A 16,739-nucleotide genomic window follows, 5' to 3' on the forward strand; every position below is an offset into this window, starting at 1 on the left:
AAGAGGCCCTGCGCACGATCTTCACACTGCCCACCGACCACGCCGCCGACGCCCTCGACCGCTGGATCTCATGGGCGCGGCGCTGTCGCATCGAATCGTTCGTCCTACTGCAACAACGCGTTACCCGTCACCGCACCCAGATACTGGCCGCCATCGAACATGGTCTGTCCAACGGACTCATCGAATCGGTCAACACCAAGATCCGGCTCATCACCCGCGTCGCCTACGGCTTCGCCACACCCGAGCCCCTGATCGCCCTGGCCATGCTCACCCTCGGAGGACACCGACCAGCGCTCCCCGGCCGACAATGACCCACACATACGTCAACAGAGCCACTTTCCTTGACGGTCAAGGAAAGTTGACGCCTCCCAACCGAACATGCCAAGGGAGAGCCCCCACGGCCGCCGGATATTCTGGCCCCTCACCTGAGTTCGAGGAGATGTGTTGTTCAAGGTCAATGAGTACTTCGATGGCAAAGTCGCATCGATCGCGTTCGCGCCCGCCGAGGGCCCCGCGACCGTCGGCGTCATGGCCGTCGGCGAATACGAATTCGGCACCTCGAGCCTCGAGATCATGCACGTGGTGTCCGGCGCCCTGACCGTCAAACTGCCCGGCAGCGACGAATGGGAAACCTTCGCCGCCGGAACGCAATTCACCGTGCCCGCCGACAGCAAGTTCGGCGTCCGGGTCGAGGTCGAGACCGCCTACCTCTGCGAATACCGGTAACTTTCCGCCCACGTTGAACTTGGTCGCGACTTTTTTCGGAAAGTCGCGACCAAGTTCACTTTGTGCACCAAGATGAGGCCATGCCCTATGGACGCCTCGCTGACCTTGACTGCACCATCGGCACCGACCGGCGCTCTGACCCCCGCATGGTCAAGGCCCTCGCCGCGTTCGGCATGGACGGCGTACTGCCGGCACCGCCGCTGACGGTCGACGCGCCACTGGCGCAGCTCGTGGAGTTCTCCAACTTCGCCGAACAAGGGACCGGCGCCGTCCTGAAGATTTTGGGAGAGCAGGTCCCGGCGCCCGAGGGCGTCACCACCACGACGACGACCATCACCGGCGTCGACGGCAACGAGATCACCCTGTTCATCAGCCGGCCGACCGAGGCGACCGGCCCACTGCCTGCGCTCGTGCACCTGCACGGCGGCGGGATGGCGATCCTCAGCGCCGCGGACATCCAGTACGTCCGGTTGCGCGAAAGCCTCGCGGCGGCAGGCCTTGTCGTCATCGGCGTCGAGTTCCGCAACTCCGGCGGCGCCCTCGGCCCGTACCCCTTCCCGGCCGGCCTCAACGACTGCGCCGCGGCCGTGCGGTGGACGGCGGCCAACAAGGCCGAGCTCGGGATCAGCCACCTCATCGTGTCGGGAGAGTCCGGTGGCGGGAACCTGACGCTGACGGTCGCGCTGAAAGCCAAGCGGGAAGGCTGGATCGGCGAGATCGCCGGCGTCTACGCCCAGTGCCCGTACATCTCCAACCGGTGGCTCGAGGAGGCCGACGACCTGCCATCGCTGCGGGAGAACGACGGGTACTTCATCAGCTGCCTGCAACTGGCTCTGCTGGGTTCGATCTACGACCCGGACCAGGAGCACGCGCAGGACGGCACCTGCTGGGCCGGGGTGGCCACCGATGTGGAGCTGGAAGGCCTTCCGCCGCATGTCATTTCGGTCAACGAGCTCGACCCGCTGCGCGACGAGGGCCTGATCTACTACCGCAGGCTGGCCGCCGCCGGCGTCAGCGTCGTCGGGCGCATCGTCGCGGGCACCTGCCACGCCGGTGACATCCTGCTCGCCGGGGCCATGCCCGACGTCTTCGCCGCCACCGTCCGCGACATCGTCGGGTTCGCGCGGTCGGTCAGCTGAACGGCTTGCGCTGATCCAAGCGGCGCGAACCGCGCCCGGCGCGGCGCCAGAGGCGGGCAACCATGTCGGTGTCCTCCTCGGTCACCAGGTTGCCCATGGCCCGCACCGCGACCGTCATCAGGTACTGCGACCGCATCGCGACCGGCCCCGTCAGCGGCAGGAACTTCGGCACGGTCAGCAGGATCGCCAAGCGGCGGGCCACCGAGAACCCGGCGGCGTAGTGCTGCTGCAGCAGTGCGGGCCAGGCCGCGCTCAGGTCACCCGAGCCGAGTAGGTCGGCGGCCAGCCGGCCGGTCTCCAGGCCGTAGTCGATGCCCTCGCCGTTGAGCGGGTTGACGCATGCCGCCGCGTCACCGACGAGCATCCAGTTCGGTCCCGCGACCCCGGACACGGCGCCGCCCATCGGCAGCAGGGCCGACTTGGCCAGCCGCGGCTGGCCCTCGAAGCCCCATTCGTCACGGCGCAGGTTGGTGTAGTGGGCGAGCAGCGGGCGTAGCGCGGCGTCGGCCGGACGTTTCTCGGTCGCCAGCGCACCCACGCCGATGTTCACATCGCCGTTGCCCAGCGGGAAGATCCAGCCGTACCCGGGCAGCACCTCGCCTTCGGGGGAGCGCAGCTCAAGGTGCGACGTGATCCAGGGCTCGGCGTGCCGCGGCGTCTCGATGTAAGCGCGGATCGCCACCCCGTACACGGTTTCCTGATGCCACTCACGCCCCAGGACACGGCCCAGCGTCGAGCGGGCGCCGTCGGCGACGATGAGTTCGGTGCAGCTCACCTCTTGGCCGTCGTCGAGCGTCAGCGTGCGGACGCGGCCGGTGGCGTCGTGCGTCACGCCGACGGCCTTGACGCCCAACAGCATCTTCGCGCCGGAATCGGCCGCGACCTGACGGATCCGATCGTCGAGCTCGGTGCGCGGCACGGCGCTGCTGGTGGCGGGGAACGACGGCCCGGGCCAGCGCACCTCGCGCTGCGCACCGAACCCGGCCAGCCGCAGCCCGTGATGGCTGACGCGGCCCTCGAGCCACTCGCCGAGCCCCAGCTCACGCAGCTCCGCGATGGCCCGCGGTGTCAGCCCGTCACCGCAGGCCTTGTCCCGGGGAAACTGCGCGGAGTCGATCACCAGGACGTCGCGGCCCCGGCGCGCTGCCCAGGCGGCAGCGGCGGAACCTGCCGGCCCGGCTCCGACCACGACCACATCTGCGTGCACGACCATGCCGCCCAGTATGTTGGACCCATGAAGACACCAGCGACAGTGGTCGCGGGCGTGGACTTTGGTGACGCCGCCTTCGCCGCGCAGGTTCGTGACGCGGTCGCGCGTATCGAAGACCTGATGTCGACCGAGCTGGGCAAAGCCGACGAGCTGATGGCCGAGGCGGTCCAGCACCTGTTCCAGGCCGGTGGCAAGCGGTTCCGCCCGCTGTTCACCGTGCTGTCGGCGTCGCTGGGGCCGGACCCCGACAACAACGACGTCGCGATCGCCGGCGCCGTGATCGAGCTGGTGCACCTGGCGACGCTGTATCACGACGACGTCATGGACGAGGCCCAGGTGCGGCGCGGCGCGGACAGCGCCAATGCCCGCTGGGGCAACAACATCGCGATCCTGGCCGGCGACTACCTGTTCGCCACTGCGTCGCGGCTGGTGTCCCGGCTGGGGCCGGACGCGGTGCGCGTCATCGCCGACACCTTCGCCCAGTTGGTGACGGGCCAGATGCGCGAGACCCGCGGCGCCCTCGAAGGTGCCGACCCCGTCGAGCACTACCTGAAGGTCGTGTACGAGAAGACGTCATGCCTGATCGAGGCGTCCGGCCGGTTCGGTGCGACCTTCTCGGGCTCCGACGAAGAGCAGATCGAGCGGCTGAGCCGGCTCGGCGGCATCGTCGGCACCATCTTCCAGATCTCGGACGACATCATCGACATCGACAGCGATCCCGATGAGTCGGGCAAGGTGCCGGGCACCGACCTGCGCGAAGGCGTGCACACCCTGCCGGTGCTGTACGCGCTGCAGGAGACCGGGCCCGACGCCGACCGGCTGCGGGTGTTGCTGGCCAAGCCCATCGACAACGACGACGATCTCGCCGAGGCGCTGGCGTTGCTGCGCGCGTCGCAGGGCATGGTCGAGGCCAAGCGCACCGTGCAGCGCTTCGCTGCGGACGCGCGCGCCGAACTGGACAATCTGCCGGATCTGCCCGGCCGGGTGGCGCTGCTCAACCTGGTCGAGTACACCGCTGACCGCCACGGCTGACCTCCCGCCGGGACACCCTGGAACCAGGCACCAGTTGCCGAGCGTTCAATTCAGTGAGTTTGACTGCGCTGGAGGAGGTAGCCGATGACGTGGAATTCCCATGCGAACACCGCGAAGACGTTCGCGCTGCTCGTGGGCTTCTCGACGCTCATCGTGCTGATCGGCTCGCTGTTCGGCAAGAACATCATGTACCTGGCGGTGTTGTTCGCCATCGGCATGAACGCCTACGTCTACTTCAACAGCGCCAAGATGGCGCTGCGGGCCATGCACGCGCAGCCCGTCAGCGAGATGCAGGCGCCGGCCATGTACCGCATCGTCCGCGAGCTGGCCACGACGGCGCGGCAGCCCATGCCGCAGCTGTACATCAGCGACACCGCCGCCCCCAACGCCTTCGCCACGGGGCGTAATCCCCGCAACGCCGCGGTGTGCTGCACCACGGGCATTCTGAACCTGCTCACCGAGCGCGAGCTGCGCGCCGTGCTGGGCCATGAGCTCTCGCATGTCTACAACCGCGACATTCTGATCTCCTGCGTGGCGGGCGCCATGGCGTCGGTGGTTACGGCGTTGGTCAACGTCGCCTATTTCATCGGCATGTTCGGTGGCGACCGCGACGACCGGCCCAATCCTTTTGTCCTGCTGGTGCTTTCGATCGTCGGACCGCTGGCCGCGACGATCATCCGGCTGGCGGTGTCGCGGTCGCGCGAGTACCAGGCCGACCAGTCGGGCGCCGAGCTGACGGGCGACCCGCTGGCGCTGGCGAGCGCGCTGCGCAAGATCAGCGCCGGCGTCCAGCAGGCCCCGCTGCCCCCTGAGCCGCAGCTGGCCGACCAGGCCCACCTGATGATCGCCAACCCGTTCCGGGCCGGCGAGAAGATCGGCAAGCTGTTCTCGACCCATCCGCCCATCGAGGACCGCATCGCGCGCCTGGAGCGCATGGCGGGGCGGTAGTTCCGCGGAGTTGCCCGCGCTTCTGCGTTGACCCTGCGTTGAGGGTCTCGGCTACTCGCACTTTTGCGCCCTGGTTGCAGGCTCAACGGCATCCGCGGCTGATTCCCCATTGACCCTGCGGTGAGGGTCTTGGTTACTCGCACTTTCGCGCCCTGGCCGGAGGGTCGACGCAGGAGCGCCGGGGCAGGCTCGCGAAACTCATAGAAATATACCCCCCAGGGGTACTTGACGGACGCTCGCTGGGCTGCGTAACGTCGTCCACGTCAGGTACCCCCAGGGGGTATGCAAAAGAGAAGGGATTCAGCGATGACGGTGGCGGCAACTCCGAAGGTCGATTGGCATCTACGCGGCGAGTGGTTCGATGTGTGCAGCTGCAAACTGCCCTGCCCGTGCAGCTTCGCGCAGGAGCCCACGCACGGCGACTGCCTGTTCACCCTCGTCTGGCAGGTGCACGAAGGGCATTACGGCACAACCGATCTCAGTGGCCTCGGGGTCGTGGCCCTGGGCGAGTTCGCCGGCAACATGTGGATCGGCGACCCGGACGCCACCATGAAGCTGATGTTCTACATCGACGAGAAGGCCGACGCCGATCAGCGCGCGGCGCTCGAGCGGATTTTCCGCGGCGACGAGGGTGGTTGGCCGGGGGAGTTCGGCAGCCTGATCAGCGAGCTGCGTGGCATCGAGTACGCGCCGATCAACTTCGCCGCGGCTGACGACCTCGCCTACTGGCGGGCGGAGATTCCGGGCAAGGTCGACGTTCGCGTCGACGCGCTGACGGGGCCGACGGCCGATCCGAACCGTCGCGTCACGACCGTCAACGCCCCGGGTGCGGAAGTCGGGCCGGGGCAGGTGGCGACGTGGGGCGTGGTCAAGCAGGCCGACGCCGTGGGCTTCGACTTCTCGCACGAGTACCTCGGCGCCTCCAGCAAGCACTTCCCGTTCGACTGGCGGCCCGACGGCGAACTGCCGAACGTCGAGCTCCCCTCCGGCGCGCAGGCGTCGGGCGGATGCTGCTGCAACTGACCGCGACGGCCCGGGTGTGCGCTGCACACCCGGGCCGTCATCGGCAAGGCTACTCAGCCCACCCCTTCGAGGGTCTCCACCTCGCTGGTGCCGATGGCCGAGATCACCTCGGGTGAGCGGCGGCTCAGAAACCAGTACCACGCCAACGCGGCGGCCACCGTCGCGATGAACAGCCACGGGATGACGTTGAGCGGGTACGCCGGAACCGGATACACGTTGGCGTAGAACACATATGCCATCGACACGATGGCCACGGCAGCAGCCGGCCACACCAGCGGAACCCGGGCACCGATCCTGCGCAGGAACACCACGGCGGCGAGCGCTGCCGCCGCGTACGCGACCATGTAGCCATAGGTCCCATAGGTGTCGACCCATGTCACGACGTTCATCGGGTCCACGCCGACCAGATACATCACCACCGGCACGGCGATCACGAGCGGACCGACCGAGATCAGTGCTCGGTGTGGCGTCAGGTGCGTGGGATGGGTCCGCCCGATCGCCGAGCCGACGACGCCCTCCTTGCCCATCACGTACAGGATTCGGCCGACGACGTTCATGGGTGCGACCACGACGGCGAAAAACGATGCGGCGACGCCGAAGTTGAGGATCGGATTGAACCACGTCGGCATGCCGACCAGGGTGGCGATGTCGTCGAGCGGCTGTGCGGATTTGCCCAGCGCCGGTCCGAGGGCCGCCACCTGCGTGTAGGCCGCGAACACGTACAGCACGCCGACGCCGGCCGCGCTCCACATGATCGCGCGCGGCACCGCGCGGTAGGGGTCCTTGGCCTCGCGGGCCAGGGCGTCCGAGCTGGAGAAGCCGACGAAACCGAGGATCGCCAGCACCATGCCCACCACGATGCCCGACGGCTGCACGCCGGTGAGCTCGAACTGAGCGGCGTCAAAGGCGCGGCCGCCCAGGTGCACCAGGGTGACGACCAGCAGCAACGTGATGATGGATACCGAAACCAGTTCCAGCACAAGGGAAACCCGCGCCGATAGGCGAATGCCGCGAATGGTGAACAGGGTCGCCAGCGCGCCGAGCACCACTGCCAGCACGATCTGTGCCGCAGTGCCGTGTACCGGGATACCGATCTGGTTGAGCAGAGTCGCGGTGTAGGCGACCGACCCACTCAACGAGCCGGCGGCGATACCGAAGCAGCCGATCAGCAGGCTGACCCCGGTCACGTAGGCGCCGAACGGGCCCAGTGCCGTGGCCGCGTAGCTGTAGAGGGAGCCCGCCGACGAGCGGCGCTTGGCGAACTGCGAGATGCAGTAGCCGACCGACAGGATGACAACGGTCGCCAGCGCGAAGGAGGCCCAGGTGCCGTTGCCTGCCGTCGTGTAGATCGCGGCCGCGGTGAAGGCGATGACCGCACTCGGCGCGATATTCGCGATGGCCTGTGCGGCGAGTTCGCCGCCACCCATGACGCCGCGCCGCAGCCCCGCATCGCCGGTCGCGACGTCGGGGCCCGTCTGAATGTCTTCGGACACTGGGGTTCTCGTTTCTTGTCAGACGGACGGGATGAGGAGCTGGCGCAGTGCGTGGCCCGCGGCGAGATCGGCGAGGGCGGCCGCGGCTTCGTCGAGCGGGCGGCGGCCGGAGATCATCGAAGCGAGATCGAGATTGCCCGCCATCACCTCGTCGACCAGTGCGGGAATATCGCGCTCGGGTACCGCGGAACCGTAGTTGGAACCGAGGATGCGTTGATCGCCCTCGGCGAGGCTCAGCGGGTCGAAACTCGCGCGCTCGCCCTGCGGGGGCAGGCCGACGATGACGGCGGCGCCGCCGAGGCCGAGTGCGGCGATGGCCTGTTCGGTGGTGACGATCTTGCCGATCGCGTCGAACACGTAGTCGTATCCGTCCGCGACCACGTCTCGCAGCGCCGCCACCACATCGTCGGTGTTCGACGCGTCGACCACGTCGGTGGCGCCGAGTTTGCGTGCCAGATCGAGCTTTTCGGCGACGACGTCGACCGCGACGATGCGCGCGGCACCGGCCAGGCGGGCTCCCTGCACGCAGGCCAGGCCCACGCCGCCGCAGCCGATCACGGCGACCGTCGAACCGGGTTGCACTCCAGCGGTATTGCGCACTGCGCCGACGCCGGTGGCGATCGCGCAGCCCACGATCGCGATGTCTTCCAGTGGTGCGTCCTTGCGTACCTTGACCGCACCGCTGCGCGGGACCACGACCTCTTCGGCGTAGGACGAGACGCCCAAGTAGTGGTGAATCGTGCCGCGCTCGTTGGACAGTCGCGTCGTGCCGTCGTAAAGCGTTCCGCCGGCAGCCACGACCGACGCGACCAGCGCGCACTGTGCGGGCCGGTCCGCCTGGCAGGCGCGGCATTCGCCGCAGCCGGGCACCCAGCTCAGCACGACGTGGTCGCCGGGCTCGAGATCCGTGACGCCGGAGCCGACGGCGGTGACCACTCCGGAGCCTTCGTGGCCGAGCACCACGGGGGCGGGCACCTCCCAGGCGCGCGTGGTGACGTGCAGGTCGGAGTGGCAGACGCCGGCGGCGGCGATCTTGACGCGGACCTCGCCCGGGCCGGGCGCCGCCAGGTCGACGTCTTCGATGGAGATGGCGCCGTTGCCGTCGAACACCGCGGCCCGGATCCGTGTCTTGTCGTGCCGGCGGTCGGTTTCAGATGAGGACACCGCGTGCCTTTCTGTGCTTTGGGAGGCATCACCGCGTGTAGGGTTCAATCCCATAAAACGCTGAAGGTGTTTTACCCCACTAAACGAATGGCCGTCAATGGCACGGGAGGGATTGAGTGAGCGACGGCGAGGAGACCGGAATGGGCCGTGCCGGGGCGCGGCTTCGGGAGTTCCGCACCCAGCGCGGGTTGAGTCTCAGTGAGGCCGCGGCCAGGGCCGAGGTGACCAAAGGCTTTCTCAGCCTGGCCGAACGGGGCAGGACCAACGTCTCGGTCCCGGTGCTGATCCGGATCTGCGATGCCTTGGGCATCGGAATCGGCGATCTCTTCGAATACCCGGCCGCGCCGATCGTGCGCAGCGGCGCGGGAGCGCCCTTGGAGATGGGCGGCCACGACGTCCGCGAGGAACTGCTCACCCCCAAGGCCGAGCGGTACGTCCAGGTGATGCATACCGTGATGCGACCCGGTGGCGGGTCCGGCGGGGCCTATCGGCTCGAGGCCAGAACGATTTTCGTGTACGTGCTCAAGGGTGGGCTCAGCATCACCATCGATGGGCAGACCACGGTGCTGGACACCGGCGACAGCATGACCTTCGGGGCGACCCAACTCCACGATTGGTACAACCCGACCGACGGCGACGCCGAGGTGCTGTGGACGATCGCGCCGCCGGTCGGGGCCGAGGACTTCAGCGCCGCCGTCCGCGGCGGCTGAGGGGCTCGCCCGCAGGTTCAGCCAATGCCGTGACGCCCAGACATGGCTGAGAACTCCTGCGACCCGAGACAGACCTGGAAACGACACTGCGCCCAGGGCCTGCCGCTCTCGCGGGGTACGGCCCTGGGCGCAGGATCAATCAGGTACTACTCGGCAACCTCGACCAGCCGGTCCACGCTGACCGGCGTCACCCGGAGGGCGGCCGCGGTGCCGATGTCATAGAACAGCCCGATCACCTCGAGGCTGCCGGCACGGTGCCGGGCCCGCACCAGCGGGTGCGAGGCGAGGGTCTGCGCCTGCAGTGCGACGTTGACCATCGACAGCTGGTCGACGACGCCGAAACCTTCCTCGGCCGCCGCGACGGCCACGGGGTGCCGGCCTTGGTCGAAGGCGCGCAACGTCGCTTCGCCGTGCTCCAGCCAGGTGTGCAGGTGCTCGTCGTGACCCTGGTCGCCGCCCAGCAGCGCGGTCATGGCACCGCAGCTGGAGTGGCCGCACACCACGATCGACCGGACCTCCAGGACCTCGACGGCGAAGGCGATGGCCGCCTCGACCGAGGCGTCGGCGCGTCCCTCCGGGATCAGGTTGCCGACGTTGCGGACCGTCAGCAGGTCACCCGGACCACTGCTGGTGATGACGTTGGGCACGACCCGCGAGTCGACGCAGGTGATGAACAGCGTCTCCGGCTTCTGGGCGTGGGCCAGGTCCTCCATGTGCGGGCGCAGCACGGGTGCGGTGCGGCGGTGGTAGGTCTCCAGACCCTCCATCACGGAGGAGGTCTGCGGCTGCGACTTCCACGGGACGACACCCGAGCGCTTGTCGAACGGCGTGAACGTGCGGGTCGGCGGACCGGCGGTCGCGCTGTGCAGCTCGGCGGTGCCGTGCTCGTGGATTTCGACCGAGCCGCCGCCGGCGATGTGCTGGCGCTTCCACTCGTCGATGGTCTCGTGGGCGGCGTGGTCGATGAAGTCCACCGACAGCTCGACGGTGACGTTCGAACCGGTCGGCACCGCGGCCAGTGCCGAGGTCAGGCGCGGCAGCGACAGGAAGCTGACGGAGCCCTCGATCACGATGCGCCAGTCGTTGCCCGCGATGTGCTCGGTGACGATCTTGGCCCGGATCACGCGCCACACCGTCAGGGCCACCGCCAGGGCGAGGCCGATCAGCACGCCCTCGAGCAGGTTGAGGAAGACGACGCCGAGAACCGTGATCACGTAGACCGCGATATCGCCTGTGCGACGGGCGGTTTCGATGTGCGCCTTCTTGACCAGCTGGCAGCCGATGACGATCAGCAGACCGGCGAGCGCCGACGTCGGGATCAGCTGAGCCAGGCCGGCGAACGGCACCGCGAACAGCAGGATCCAGACACCGTGCAGGATGGCCGAGGCCCGGGTCTTGGCGCCGGCGGCGACGTTGGTCGAGCTGCGGACGATGACGCCGGTGACGGGCAGGCCGCCGACGGCGCCGGAGAGGGCGTTGGCCGCACCCTGGCCGATCAGCTCACGGTCGAAGTTGGTGCGCGGACCGTTCTGCATGCGGTCGACCGAGACGGCGGACAGCAGGCTCTCGACGCTGGCGATCAGTGCGACGGTCAGGACACCGGCGACGATGCCGCCCCAGTCACCCGTGGGCAGGGTCGGCAACGACAACGAGTCCAGCAGCGAGCCGTTGATCTGAATGCGCTTGACGTCGAACGGCAGCAGGACCGACAGCGCCGTCACACCGACGATGGCGACGAGCGGGCCGGGGATTCGGTTGATCGGTGCCGGCACCCAGCGCCACGCCACCAAGATGACGATGACGAGCATGCCGAGCAGGAACCCGGCGCCCTGGATGTTCATCAGCTGCGCCGGCAGCTCGTGGATGTTCTCCCACGCGGAGCTGTTGGACTTGCCGCCCAGCAGCACGTGCAGCTGCTGCAGTGCGATGGTGATGCCGATGCCCGCGAGCATGGCGTGCACGACGACCGGCGAAATGGCCAGCGCGGCCCGGGCCACGCGGCTCAGACCGAACAGAATCTGGAGGATGCCGGCGCCGACGGTGATGGCGCATGTCACGCCCCAGCCGAATTGGTCGATGAGTCCGGCGACGATGACGGTCAGGCCGGCGGCCGGTCCGCTCACCTGCAGCGGCGAGCCGCCGAGCGCACCGGCGACGATGCCGCCGACGATGGCGGCGATGATGCCGGCCAGGATGGGGGCGTTGGACGCGACGGCGATGCCGAGCGACAGTGGCAGTGCCACCAGGAATACGACGAGTGACGCGGGCAGGTCGTAGCGCAGTATCGCGCGTAAACCCTTTGCCGGCGGGGCGGTTTCCAGCATGCCTAGGTTTCCGTTCTCCGATTGTTGTCCGATGGACACATGTGCAGATGCGCTGCGCGAGTTTCGGTCCGCACACCCGCCGACACCGTTGTCGATTAAACATGTTGGTGCACAACATGTTTCAGAACTATTTGACGATCGCCGACGATAAGCGGCGTCAATTGCTAAGTGCGAGCGTATTTATCGCCAGACGGGGTCGCAAGGCGAGGAAGGGTTCCCATAGAGAACGCAAATCTTCTTCATGTGCCAGAGGGTTGATCGATTCGCCAACCTGGGATACCGGTTCGAATCGATTTGGTCGGTATGCTCGGGATTGGTGGTCCGACCGGTCAAATTGACTGTATTGCAACGACTCTCGTACATCACATCGGTCCACGTAAGTGACGTGAGTCATATGTAGGGACTAATATTTGAACTCGGTATGAACGCAGTGACAATTTTCTGTGTTCTCAACACAATGGAAGAATGACAACGATGTCGGTACCACCACGAGAGCGTCACCCCCGGGCCGCCGTGCTCGGCCAGCTGCCGCGCATGGAACGGGCCGACGGATCCCCCATCAGGGTGTTGCTGGTCGATGACGAGCCGGCGCTGACCAACCTGGTCAAGATGGCGCTGCACTACGAAGGCTGGGTTGTCGAGGTTGCGCACAACGGCCGCGATGCGGTCGCCAAGTTCGGCGAGATGGAACCGGACATCGTCGTGCTGGACATCATGCTGCCCGACACCGACGGCCTGCAGTTGCTGCAGCGCGTGCGTGCGGCCGAGGGCTACACCCCGACACTGTTCCTCACGGCGCGGGACTCCGTGATGGACCGCGTCACGGGGCTGACCGCCGGCGCCGACGACTACATGACCAAGCCGTTCAGCCTCGAAGAGCTGGTGGCCCGGCTGCGTGGGCTGCTGCGCCGGTCCAGCCAGCTCGCCCCGGAGTCCGACGAGGTGCTCAAGGTCGGCGACATGGTCCTCAACGGCGCCAGCCGCGAGGTGACCCGCGCCGGTGAGCCGATCGCCCTGACCGTCACCGAGTTCGAACTGCTCCGCTACCTGATGCGTAACCCGCGTCGGGCCATCGCCCGCGCGGAGATTCTCGACCGGGTGTGGAACTACGGATTCGGCGGCAAGTCGAGCATCGTCGACCTCTACATCTCGTATCTGCGCAAGAAGATCGACACCGATCGCGAGCCGATGATCCACACGGTGCGCGGCGTGGGCTACATGCTGCGCCCCGCCGACGCGGAGGACTAACCTGCCCGAGGTGACGCGTGTGACCCGGGTACCGACTCGAGTACCTGCCCGTACCCCGGTTCGGGCGCCGTGGTGGCGTCCGCGCACCCTGCGCCGACGCCTCGTGTTCGGCGTCACGTCCCTGGTCACCGTGGTGCTGCTGGCGGTCGGGGTGCTGTCGGTGTACAGCCTGCACAGCTACGTGTCCGCGATGAGCGATGCGGAACTCGAGCGCTCGCTCGATGCCCTCGGCCACTCCTATGACCGGTTGGAGATCAAGCGCGGCGATCCGGCCCACCCGATCGACGCCGGGGAAGACGGCCTGACGGCCTTCGGTGGCCAGGCGCCCGGAAATCTCATCGCGGTGCTGCACAAGGGCGTCGTCGTGCAGTCGGCGGTGTTCCCCGACGGCGAACCGAAGCCCGTCCAGCCCGACGTCGTCAAGGCCGTCAGTGGGCAGCAGTGGACCAACCTCGGGCCGCGGACGGTGAAGCTGCCGCGACTCGGCTGGTACCGCATGGCGGGACAGGACGCCGGTGGCGGTGACGTGCTGGTCTCGGGCGTGTCCATGGAAGACGCCAACAGTGTGGTGGCGCGCAAGACCGTCGCGGTCGCGGTCATGACGCTGCTGGCCATCGCGCTGACCGCGGTCGGCACCATCGCGGTGGTGAACTATGCGCTGCGGCCGCTGAGCCGCGTGGCCTCGACGGCGGCGAAGGTGGCGACGCGGCAGTTCGGCAGCGAGGACCACCGCATCACCGAACGGGTCCGGCCGGAGGACACCGACCCGCGCACCGAGGTCGGCATCGTGGGGGACACGCTCAACAAGCTGCTGGACAACGTCGACAGCGCGCTGGCCGAGCTCGCCGCGTCGCACCGGCGCACGCGGCAGTTCCTCACCGACGCCAGCCACGAGTTGCGGACACCGCTGGCCGCCATCCGCGGGTACGCCGAACTGACCCGCCAGGACAGCGCCGCACTGCCCGAGACCACCGAATACGCACTGGCCCGTATCGAGGCCGAGGCGCAGCGGATGTCCGGTCTCGTGGAGGACCTACTGCTGATCTCGCGTCTCGAGGAGCATCAGGACCTCGAGACCGACGACGTCGAGCTGTGCGACGTCGTGATCAATGCCGTCAACGACGCCGCGGTGTCGTCGCCCGCGCACCGCTGGCGCTCGCGCCTGCCCGATGTGCCGGTGTGGGTCCGCGGTGACCCGGCCCGGTTGCATCAGGTGATCGGCAACCTGTTGGCCAACGCGCGTGTCCACACGCCGGCCGGAGTATCGGTCACGACCAGCCTGACACCGGGTCCCGGATATGTGGAATTGACGGTCGCCGATGACGGTCCGGGAATTCCGGAAGAATTGTTGCCGAATTTGTTCGACAGATTTGTGGTCGCCGACAAATCGCGTTCTCGCGTGCTCGGCAGCACGGGGCTGGGCCTGGCGATCGTGTCGACGATCGTCAAAGCGCACGGTGGCCGCGTGAAGGTCGAATCAAACACTGCGGGAACGGTTTTCCGGGTGCGGCTGCCGATGGACCGGGAAGTCGGGGAGTACGTGACGGTGAGTGAGTCGCACAACCCGCACGTATCTGAGTCGACTGTTTGAATTTCGCCTGAATTCGACATGATTCATGCGGATATCCGTATGGGTTCGGCCTGAGAATTCGCTTCTCTCCCTTTTTCGCGACTACCGTCGAAGTTATTGATCCGGCGCTGTCGGCGCTGGATGCGGAAAGGGAAAAACATGAAGAGTTCCACCAAGATCTCGGCCGGAACCGGAGTCGTCCTGGCCCTGCTGATCGCCGGAGCGGCACCGGCCGCGGCGCAGCCCGTGGTGCCGCCGGCGCCCGGGGAGTCTGCCTCGCAGACGATTCACCGGCTGCAGTCCGAGGGCTTCCGCGTCATCGAGTCGCGCGTCGGCAGCGGATCCATCGACAACTGCACCGTCACCGCCGTCCGGCACGGGCGCGAGCTGTCGAGCCAGGAGGGCAAGCTGCGCGGTCAGAACACCACGGTCTACGTCGACCTCGGCTGCAAGTGATTTGCGGCTGACGCTGCGAGGCCTGGTCATTGGGTTCTACGCTGAACGGGTGTTGAGCAGAATCCTGATCGGTGCGGTCGTGGCCGCTGGGGCGATCTCGTTGGTTCCGGGTGTTGCCGCGGCAGCTCCGCCGCCGGAGCCGGTGCCCCCGCCACCGGGACCCGCCGCGCCGAACCTCAACGGATTCAAGCCTGTCACCCCGTCGACCTACGCCAGTAAGGACGGCACGTTCTACATGTTCCAGGCCCCCGGCGGTCTGACGTGCATCATGCGCCGCAACGAAGGCGAGTACGGCTGTAGCGGCCCGATGCCGGGCGCCCCGGAGGGCACCAACGTGGTCGTCGGCCAGCAGGTCGGCGCGCCGGCGTTCAACACCCTGAACGGGCCGAAGTACGTCGGCGAGATGCCGGGCGCGGTGCAGACACTCCCTGGCGGTTCCCGGATCACCTACCGCAACATCACATGCGGGACCGACGGCACCATGACGGCGTGCGTCAACAGCTTCGACCAGTCCGGTTTCGTGGTCAGCCCGTCGGGCAGCTTCATCGTCAACGAGTCGAATCCGTTGCTGGACAGGCCGAAAGACCGCAACCCGTACTTCAACTGACCACCGCGTGGTCGGAGGTCAGAACCCCGCGCCGTGGACTTCGTGCCCGGGCTTCTCGAGCATGAGGCCGGCGTAGGCGTCCTCGACCGTGCAGCCGTGGTTGATCACCCGGTCCACCTCGCGGGCGATCGGCATGCTCAGCCCGTGCGTCTCGGCGAACTCCATGATCACGCTGGCGGCCTTGACGCCCTCGGCGACCTGGTTCATCGAGGCGATGATCTCGTCGACGGTCTTGCCCTGGCCCAGCTGCTCGCCGACGTGCCGGTTGCGGCTGCGCTGGCTGGTGCAGGTGACGATCAGGTCGCCCATGCCGGCCAGGCCCGCGAACGTGTCACGGTTGCCGCCCATGGCCACGCCGAGCTTGGACATCTCGGCCACGGCGCGCGCCATGACCATTGCGCGGGTGTTCTCGCCGATGCCCAGGGAGTAGCCCATGCCGACGGAGATGGCGTACACGTTCTTGAGCGCGCCGGCCATCTCGACACCGATCACGTCGTCGGTCGTGTAGGTACGAAAGCGCCGGGTGCGGAACAGGCCCGCGAGATTCGCGGCGAGGTGCTGGTCCGGCATCGCGAGGACCGCGGCGGCGGCGTAACCCTCGGCGACCTCGCGGGCGATGTTGGGACCGGCGAGGATACCGGCCGGGTGCCCGGGCAGTACCTCGTCGACGATCTGGCTCATGCGCATATTGGTGCCCTGCTCCAGGCCCTTGACCAACGACACCACCGGGACCCACGGTCGCAGTTCCTTGGCCAGCTCGCCCAGCACGTTGCGGAACCCGTGCGACGGCACCCCCATCACGATGACGTCGGCGCTGTTGGCGGCCTCGGAGAAGTCGGTGGTCGCCCGCAGTGATTCGGGAAGTGCCACCGCGTCGCCCAGATAGCGGCTGTTGCAATGCTTTTCGTTGATGTCGGCCGCGGTCTCCGCGGACCGCACCCACTGCAGTGTCGGGCCCCGGCGCGCGCAGATCGAGGCCACCGTGGTGCCCCAGGACCCGCCACCGAGAACGACGACGGTCGGTACGCGCTGCGCTGATGCCATGGCGACAGGTTATGTCGCCCGGGCGAGCGGAGTGACGGGATTGGT

Annotated in this window: 16 protein-coding genes; 11 read left to right on the plus strand and 5 right to left on the minus strand. The window is 67.7% G+C overall.

What is annotated here, in order from left to right; translation table 11 throughout:
* The 3 genes from BR47_RS30355 to BR47_RS0112055 all read left to right on the plus strand — a co-directional run.
* A partial coding sequence (locus BR47_RS30355) for an ISL3 family transposase (protein WP_029121094.1) occupies positions 1-311 on the plus strand: 311 nt, incomplete at its 5' end.
* 130 nt (positions 312-441) lie between these two features.
* Positions 442-726, plus strand: a complete 285-nt coding sequence (gene ppnP, locus BR47_RS0112050; protein ID WP_020101275.1) for a pyrimidine/purine nucleoside phosphorylase — start codon at positions 442-444, stop codon at positions 724-726.
* An 80-nt stretch (positions 727-806) separates the two neighbouring features.
* Positions 807-1,865, plus strand: coding sequence for an alpha/beta hydrolase (locus tag BR47_RS0112055; protein WP_029119675.1), 1,059 nt, complete (start codon positions 807-809; stop codon positions 1,863-1,865).
* Here BR47_RS0112055 and menJ read toward each other — a convergent pair.
* The gene (gene menJ, locus BR47_RS0112060; protein ID WP_020101277.1) at positions 1,858-3,078 is read right to left on the minus strand and encodes a menaquinone reductase MenJ; all 1,221 of its coding nucleotides are present in this window, start codon (positions 3,076-3,078) and stop codon (positions 1,858-1,860) included. The two genes, BR47_RS0112055 and menJ, sit on opposite strands and share 8 nt — an antisense overlap.
* Positions 3,079-3,099: 21 nt before the next feature.
* On the opposite strand from menJ, the gene grcC1 reads away from it, so the two are divergent.
* The 3 genes from grcC1 (at position 3,100) to BR47_RS0112075 (ending at position 6,078) form a co-directional block, all read left to right on the plus strand.
* A complete protein-coding gene (gene grcC1 / locus BR47_RS0112065) occupies positions 3,100-4,107 on the plus strand; it encodes a nonaprenyl/(2E,6E)-farnesyl/geranylgeranyl diphosphat synthase (RefSeq protein ID WP_029105181.1) in 1,008 nt (335 codons plus the stop codon).
* 84 nt (positions 4,108-4,191) lie between these two features.
* The gene (htpX, locus tag BR47_RS0112070) at positions 4,192-5,055 is read left to right on the plus strand and encodes a zinc metalloprotease HtpX (RefSeq protein ID WP_020101279.1); all 864 of its coding nucleotides are present in this window, start codon (positions 4,192-4,194) and stop codon (positions 5,053-5,055) included.
* A gap of 306 nt (positions 5,056-5,361) precedes the next feature.
* A complete protein-coding gene (locus tag BR47_RS0112075) occupies positions 5,362-6,078 on the plus strand; it encodes a DUF1326 domain-containing protein (RefSeq protein ID WP_036427195.1) in 717 nt (238 codons plus the stop codon).
* A 53-nt stretch (positions 6,079-6,131) separates the two neighbouring features.
* Here the strand turns inward: BR47_RS0112075 and BR47_RS0112080 are convergent, their stop codons facing one another.
* Both BR47_RS0112080 and BR47_RS0112085 read right to left on the minus strand, forming a co-directional pair.
* Complete coding sequence (locus BR47_RS0112080) at positions 6,132-7,571, minus strand: APC family permease (protein ID WP_029119677.1); 1,440 nt, start codon at positions 7,569-7,571, stop codon at positions 6,132-6,134.
* Positions 7,572-7,589: 18 nt separating this feature from the next.
* Entirely contained in the window at positions 7,590-8,735 is a 1,146-nt protein-coding gene (locus BR47_RS0112085) for a Zn-dependent alcohol dehydrogenase (protein WP_081831277.1), read from the minus strand.
* Between the two features lie 116 nt (positions 8,736-8,851).
* Here BR47_RS0112085 and BR47_RS0112090 point away from each other — a divergent pair, with 116 nt between their 5' ends.
* On the plus strand, positions 8,852-9,445 hold the full coding sequence (locus BR47_RS0112090) for a helix-turn-helix domain-containing protein (protein WP_020101283.1): 594 nt from the start codon (positions 8,852-8,854) through the stop codon (positions 9,443-9,445).
* A 146-nt stretch (positions 9,446-9,591) separates the two neighbouring features.
* Here BR47_RS0112090 and BR47_RS0112095 read toward each other — a convergent pair whose 3' ends face one another.
* On the minus strand, positions 9,592-11,769 hold the full coding sequence (locus BR47_RS0112095; RefSeq protein ID WP_051634762.1) for a SulP family inorganic anion transporter: 2,178 nt from the start codon (positions 11,767-11,769) through the stop codon (positions 9,592-9,594).
* Positions 11,770-12,234: 465 nt separating this feature from the next.
* On the opposite strand from BR47_RS0112095, the gene BR47_RS0112100 reads away from it, so the two are divergent.
* From BR47_RS0112100 to BR47_RS0112115, 4 genes are all read left to right on the plus strand, one after another.
* Positions 12,235-13,017, plus strand: coding sequence for a response regulator transcription factor (locus tag BR47_RS0112100; RefSeq protein ID WP_029119679.1), 783 nt, complete (start codon positions 12,235-12,237; stop codon positions 13,015-13,017).
* A gap of 19 nt (positions 13,018-13,036) precedes the next feature.
* Positions 13,037-14,608 (plus strand): sensor histidine kinase, encoded by a 1,572-nt coding sequence (locus BR47_RS30360; RefSeq protein WP_051128479.1) that lies wholly within the window; start codon positions 13,037-13,039, stop codon positions 14,606-14,608.
* 138 nt (positions 14,609-14,746) lie between these two features.
* A complete protein-coding gene (locus BR47_RS30365) occupies positions 14,747-15,043 on the plus strand; it encodes a hypothetical protein (RefSeq protein ID WP_051634763.1) in 297 nt (98 codons plus the stop codon).
* 49 nt (positions 15,044-15,092) lie between these two features.
* Positions 15,093-15,650: a hypothetical protein gene (locus tag BR47_RS0112115; RefSeq protein WP_155944126.1), complete on the plus strand. Its 558-nt coding sequence runs from the start codon at positions 15,093-15,095 to the stop codon at positions 15,648-15,650.
* A gap of 18 nt (positions 15,651-15,668) precedes the next feature.
* On the opposite strand, the gene BR47_RS0112120 is transcribed toward BR47_RS0112115, so the two are convergent.
* A complete protein-coding gene (locus tag BR47_RS0112120) occupies positions 15,669-16,694 on the minus strand; it encodes an NAD(P)H-dependent glycerol-3-phosphate dehydrogenase (protein WP_020101289.1) in 1,026 nt (341 codons plus the stop codon).
* Positions 16,695-16,739 lie beyond the last annotated feature (45 nt).

The sequence above is a fragment of the Mycobacterium sp. UNC410CL29Cvi84 genome (assembly GCF_000686745.1).
Lineage (GTDB): Bacteria > Actinomycetota > Actinomycetes > Mycobacteriales > Mycobacteriaceae > Mycobacterium > Mycobacterium mucogenicum_B.

Bases quoted from the DNA above. Each gene is read 5' to 3' on its own strand.
- grcC1 (WP_029105181.1), top strand. From the start codon at position 3,100: ATGAAGACACCAGCGACAGTGGTCGCGGGCGTGGACTTTGGTGACGCC.
- BR47_RS0112075 (WP_036427195.1), top strand. From the start codon at position 5,362: ATGACGGTGGCGGCAACTCCGAAGGTCGATTGGCATCTACGCGGCGAG.
- BR47_RS0112055 (WP_029119675.1), top strand. From the start codon at position 807: ATGCCCTATGGACGCCTCGCTGACCTTGACTGCACCATCGGCACCGAC.
- BR47_RS0112120 (WP_020101289.1), bottom strand. From the start codon at position 16,694: ATGGCATCAGCGCAGCGCGTACCGACCGTCGTCGTTCTCGGTGGCGGG.
- htpX (WP_020101279.1), top strand. From the start codon at position 4,192: ATGACGTGGAATTCCCATGCGAACACCGCGAAGACGTTCGCGCTGCTC.
- menJ (WP_020101277.1), bottom strand. From the start codon at position 3,078: ATGGTCGTGCACGCAGATGTGGTCGTGGTCGGAGCCGGGCCGGCAGGT.
- BR47_RS0112095 (WP_051634762.1), bottom strand. From the start codon at position 11,769: ATGCTGGAAACCGCCCCGCCGGCAAAGGGTTTACGCGCGATACTGCGC.
- BR47_RS30365 (WP_051634763.1), top strand. From the start codon at position 14,747: ATGAAGAGTTCCACCAAGATCTCGGCCGGAACCGGAGTCGTCCTGGCC.
- BR47_RS0112100 (WP_029119679.1), top strand. From the start codon at position 12,235: ATGACAACGATGTCGGTACCACCACGAGAGCGTCACCCCCGGGCCGCC.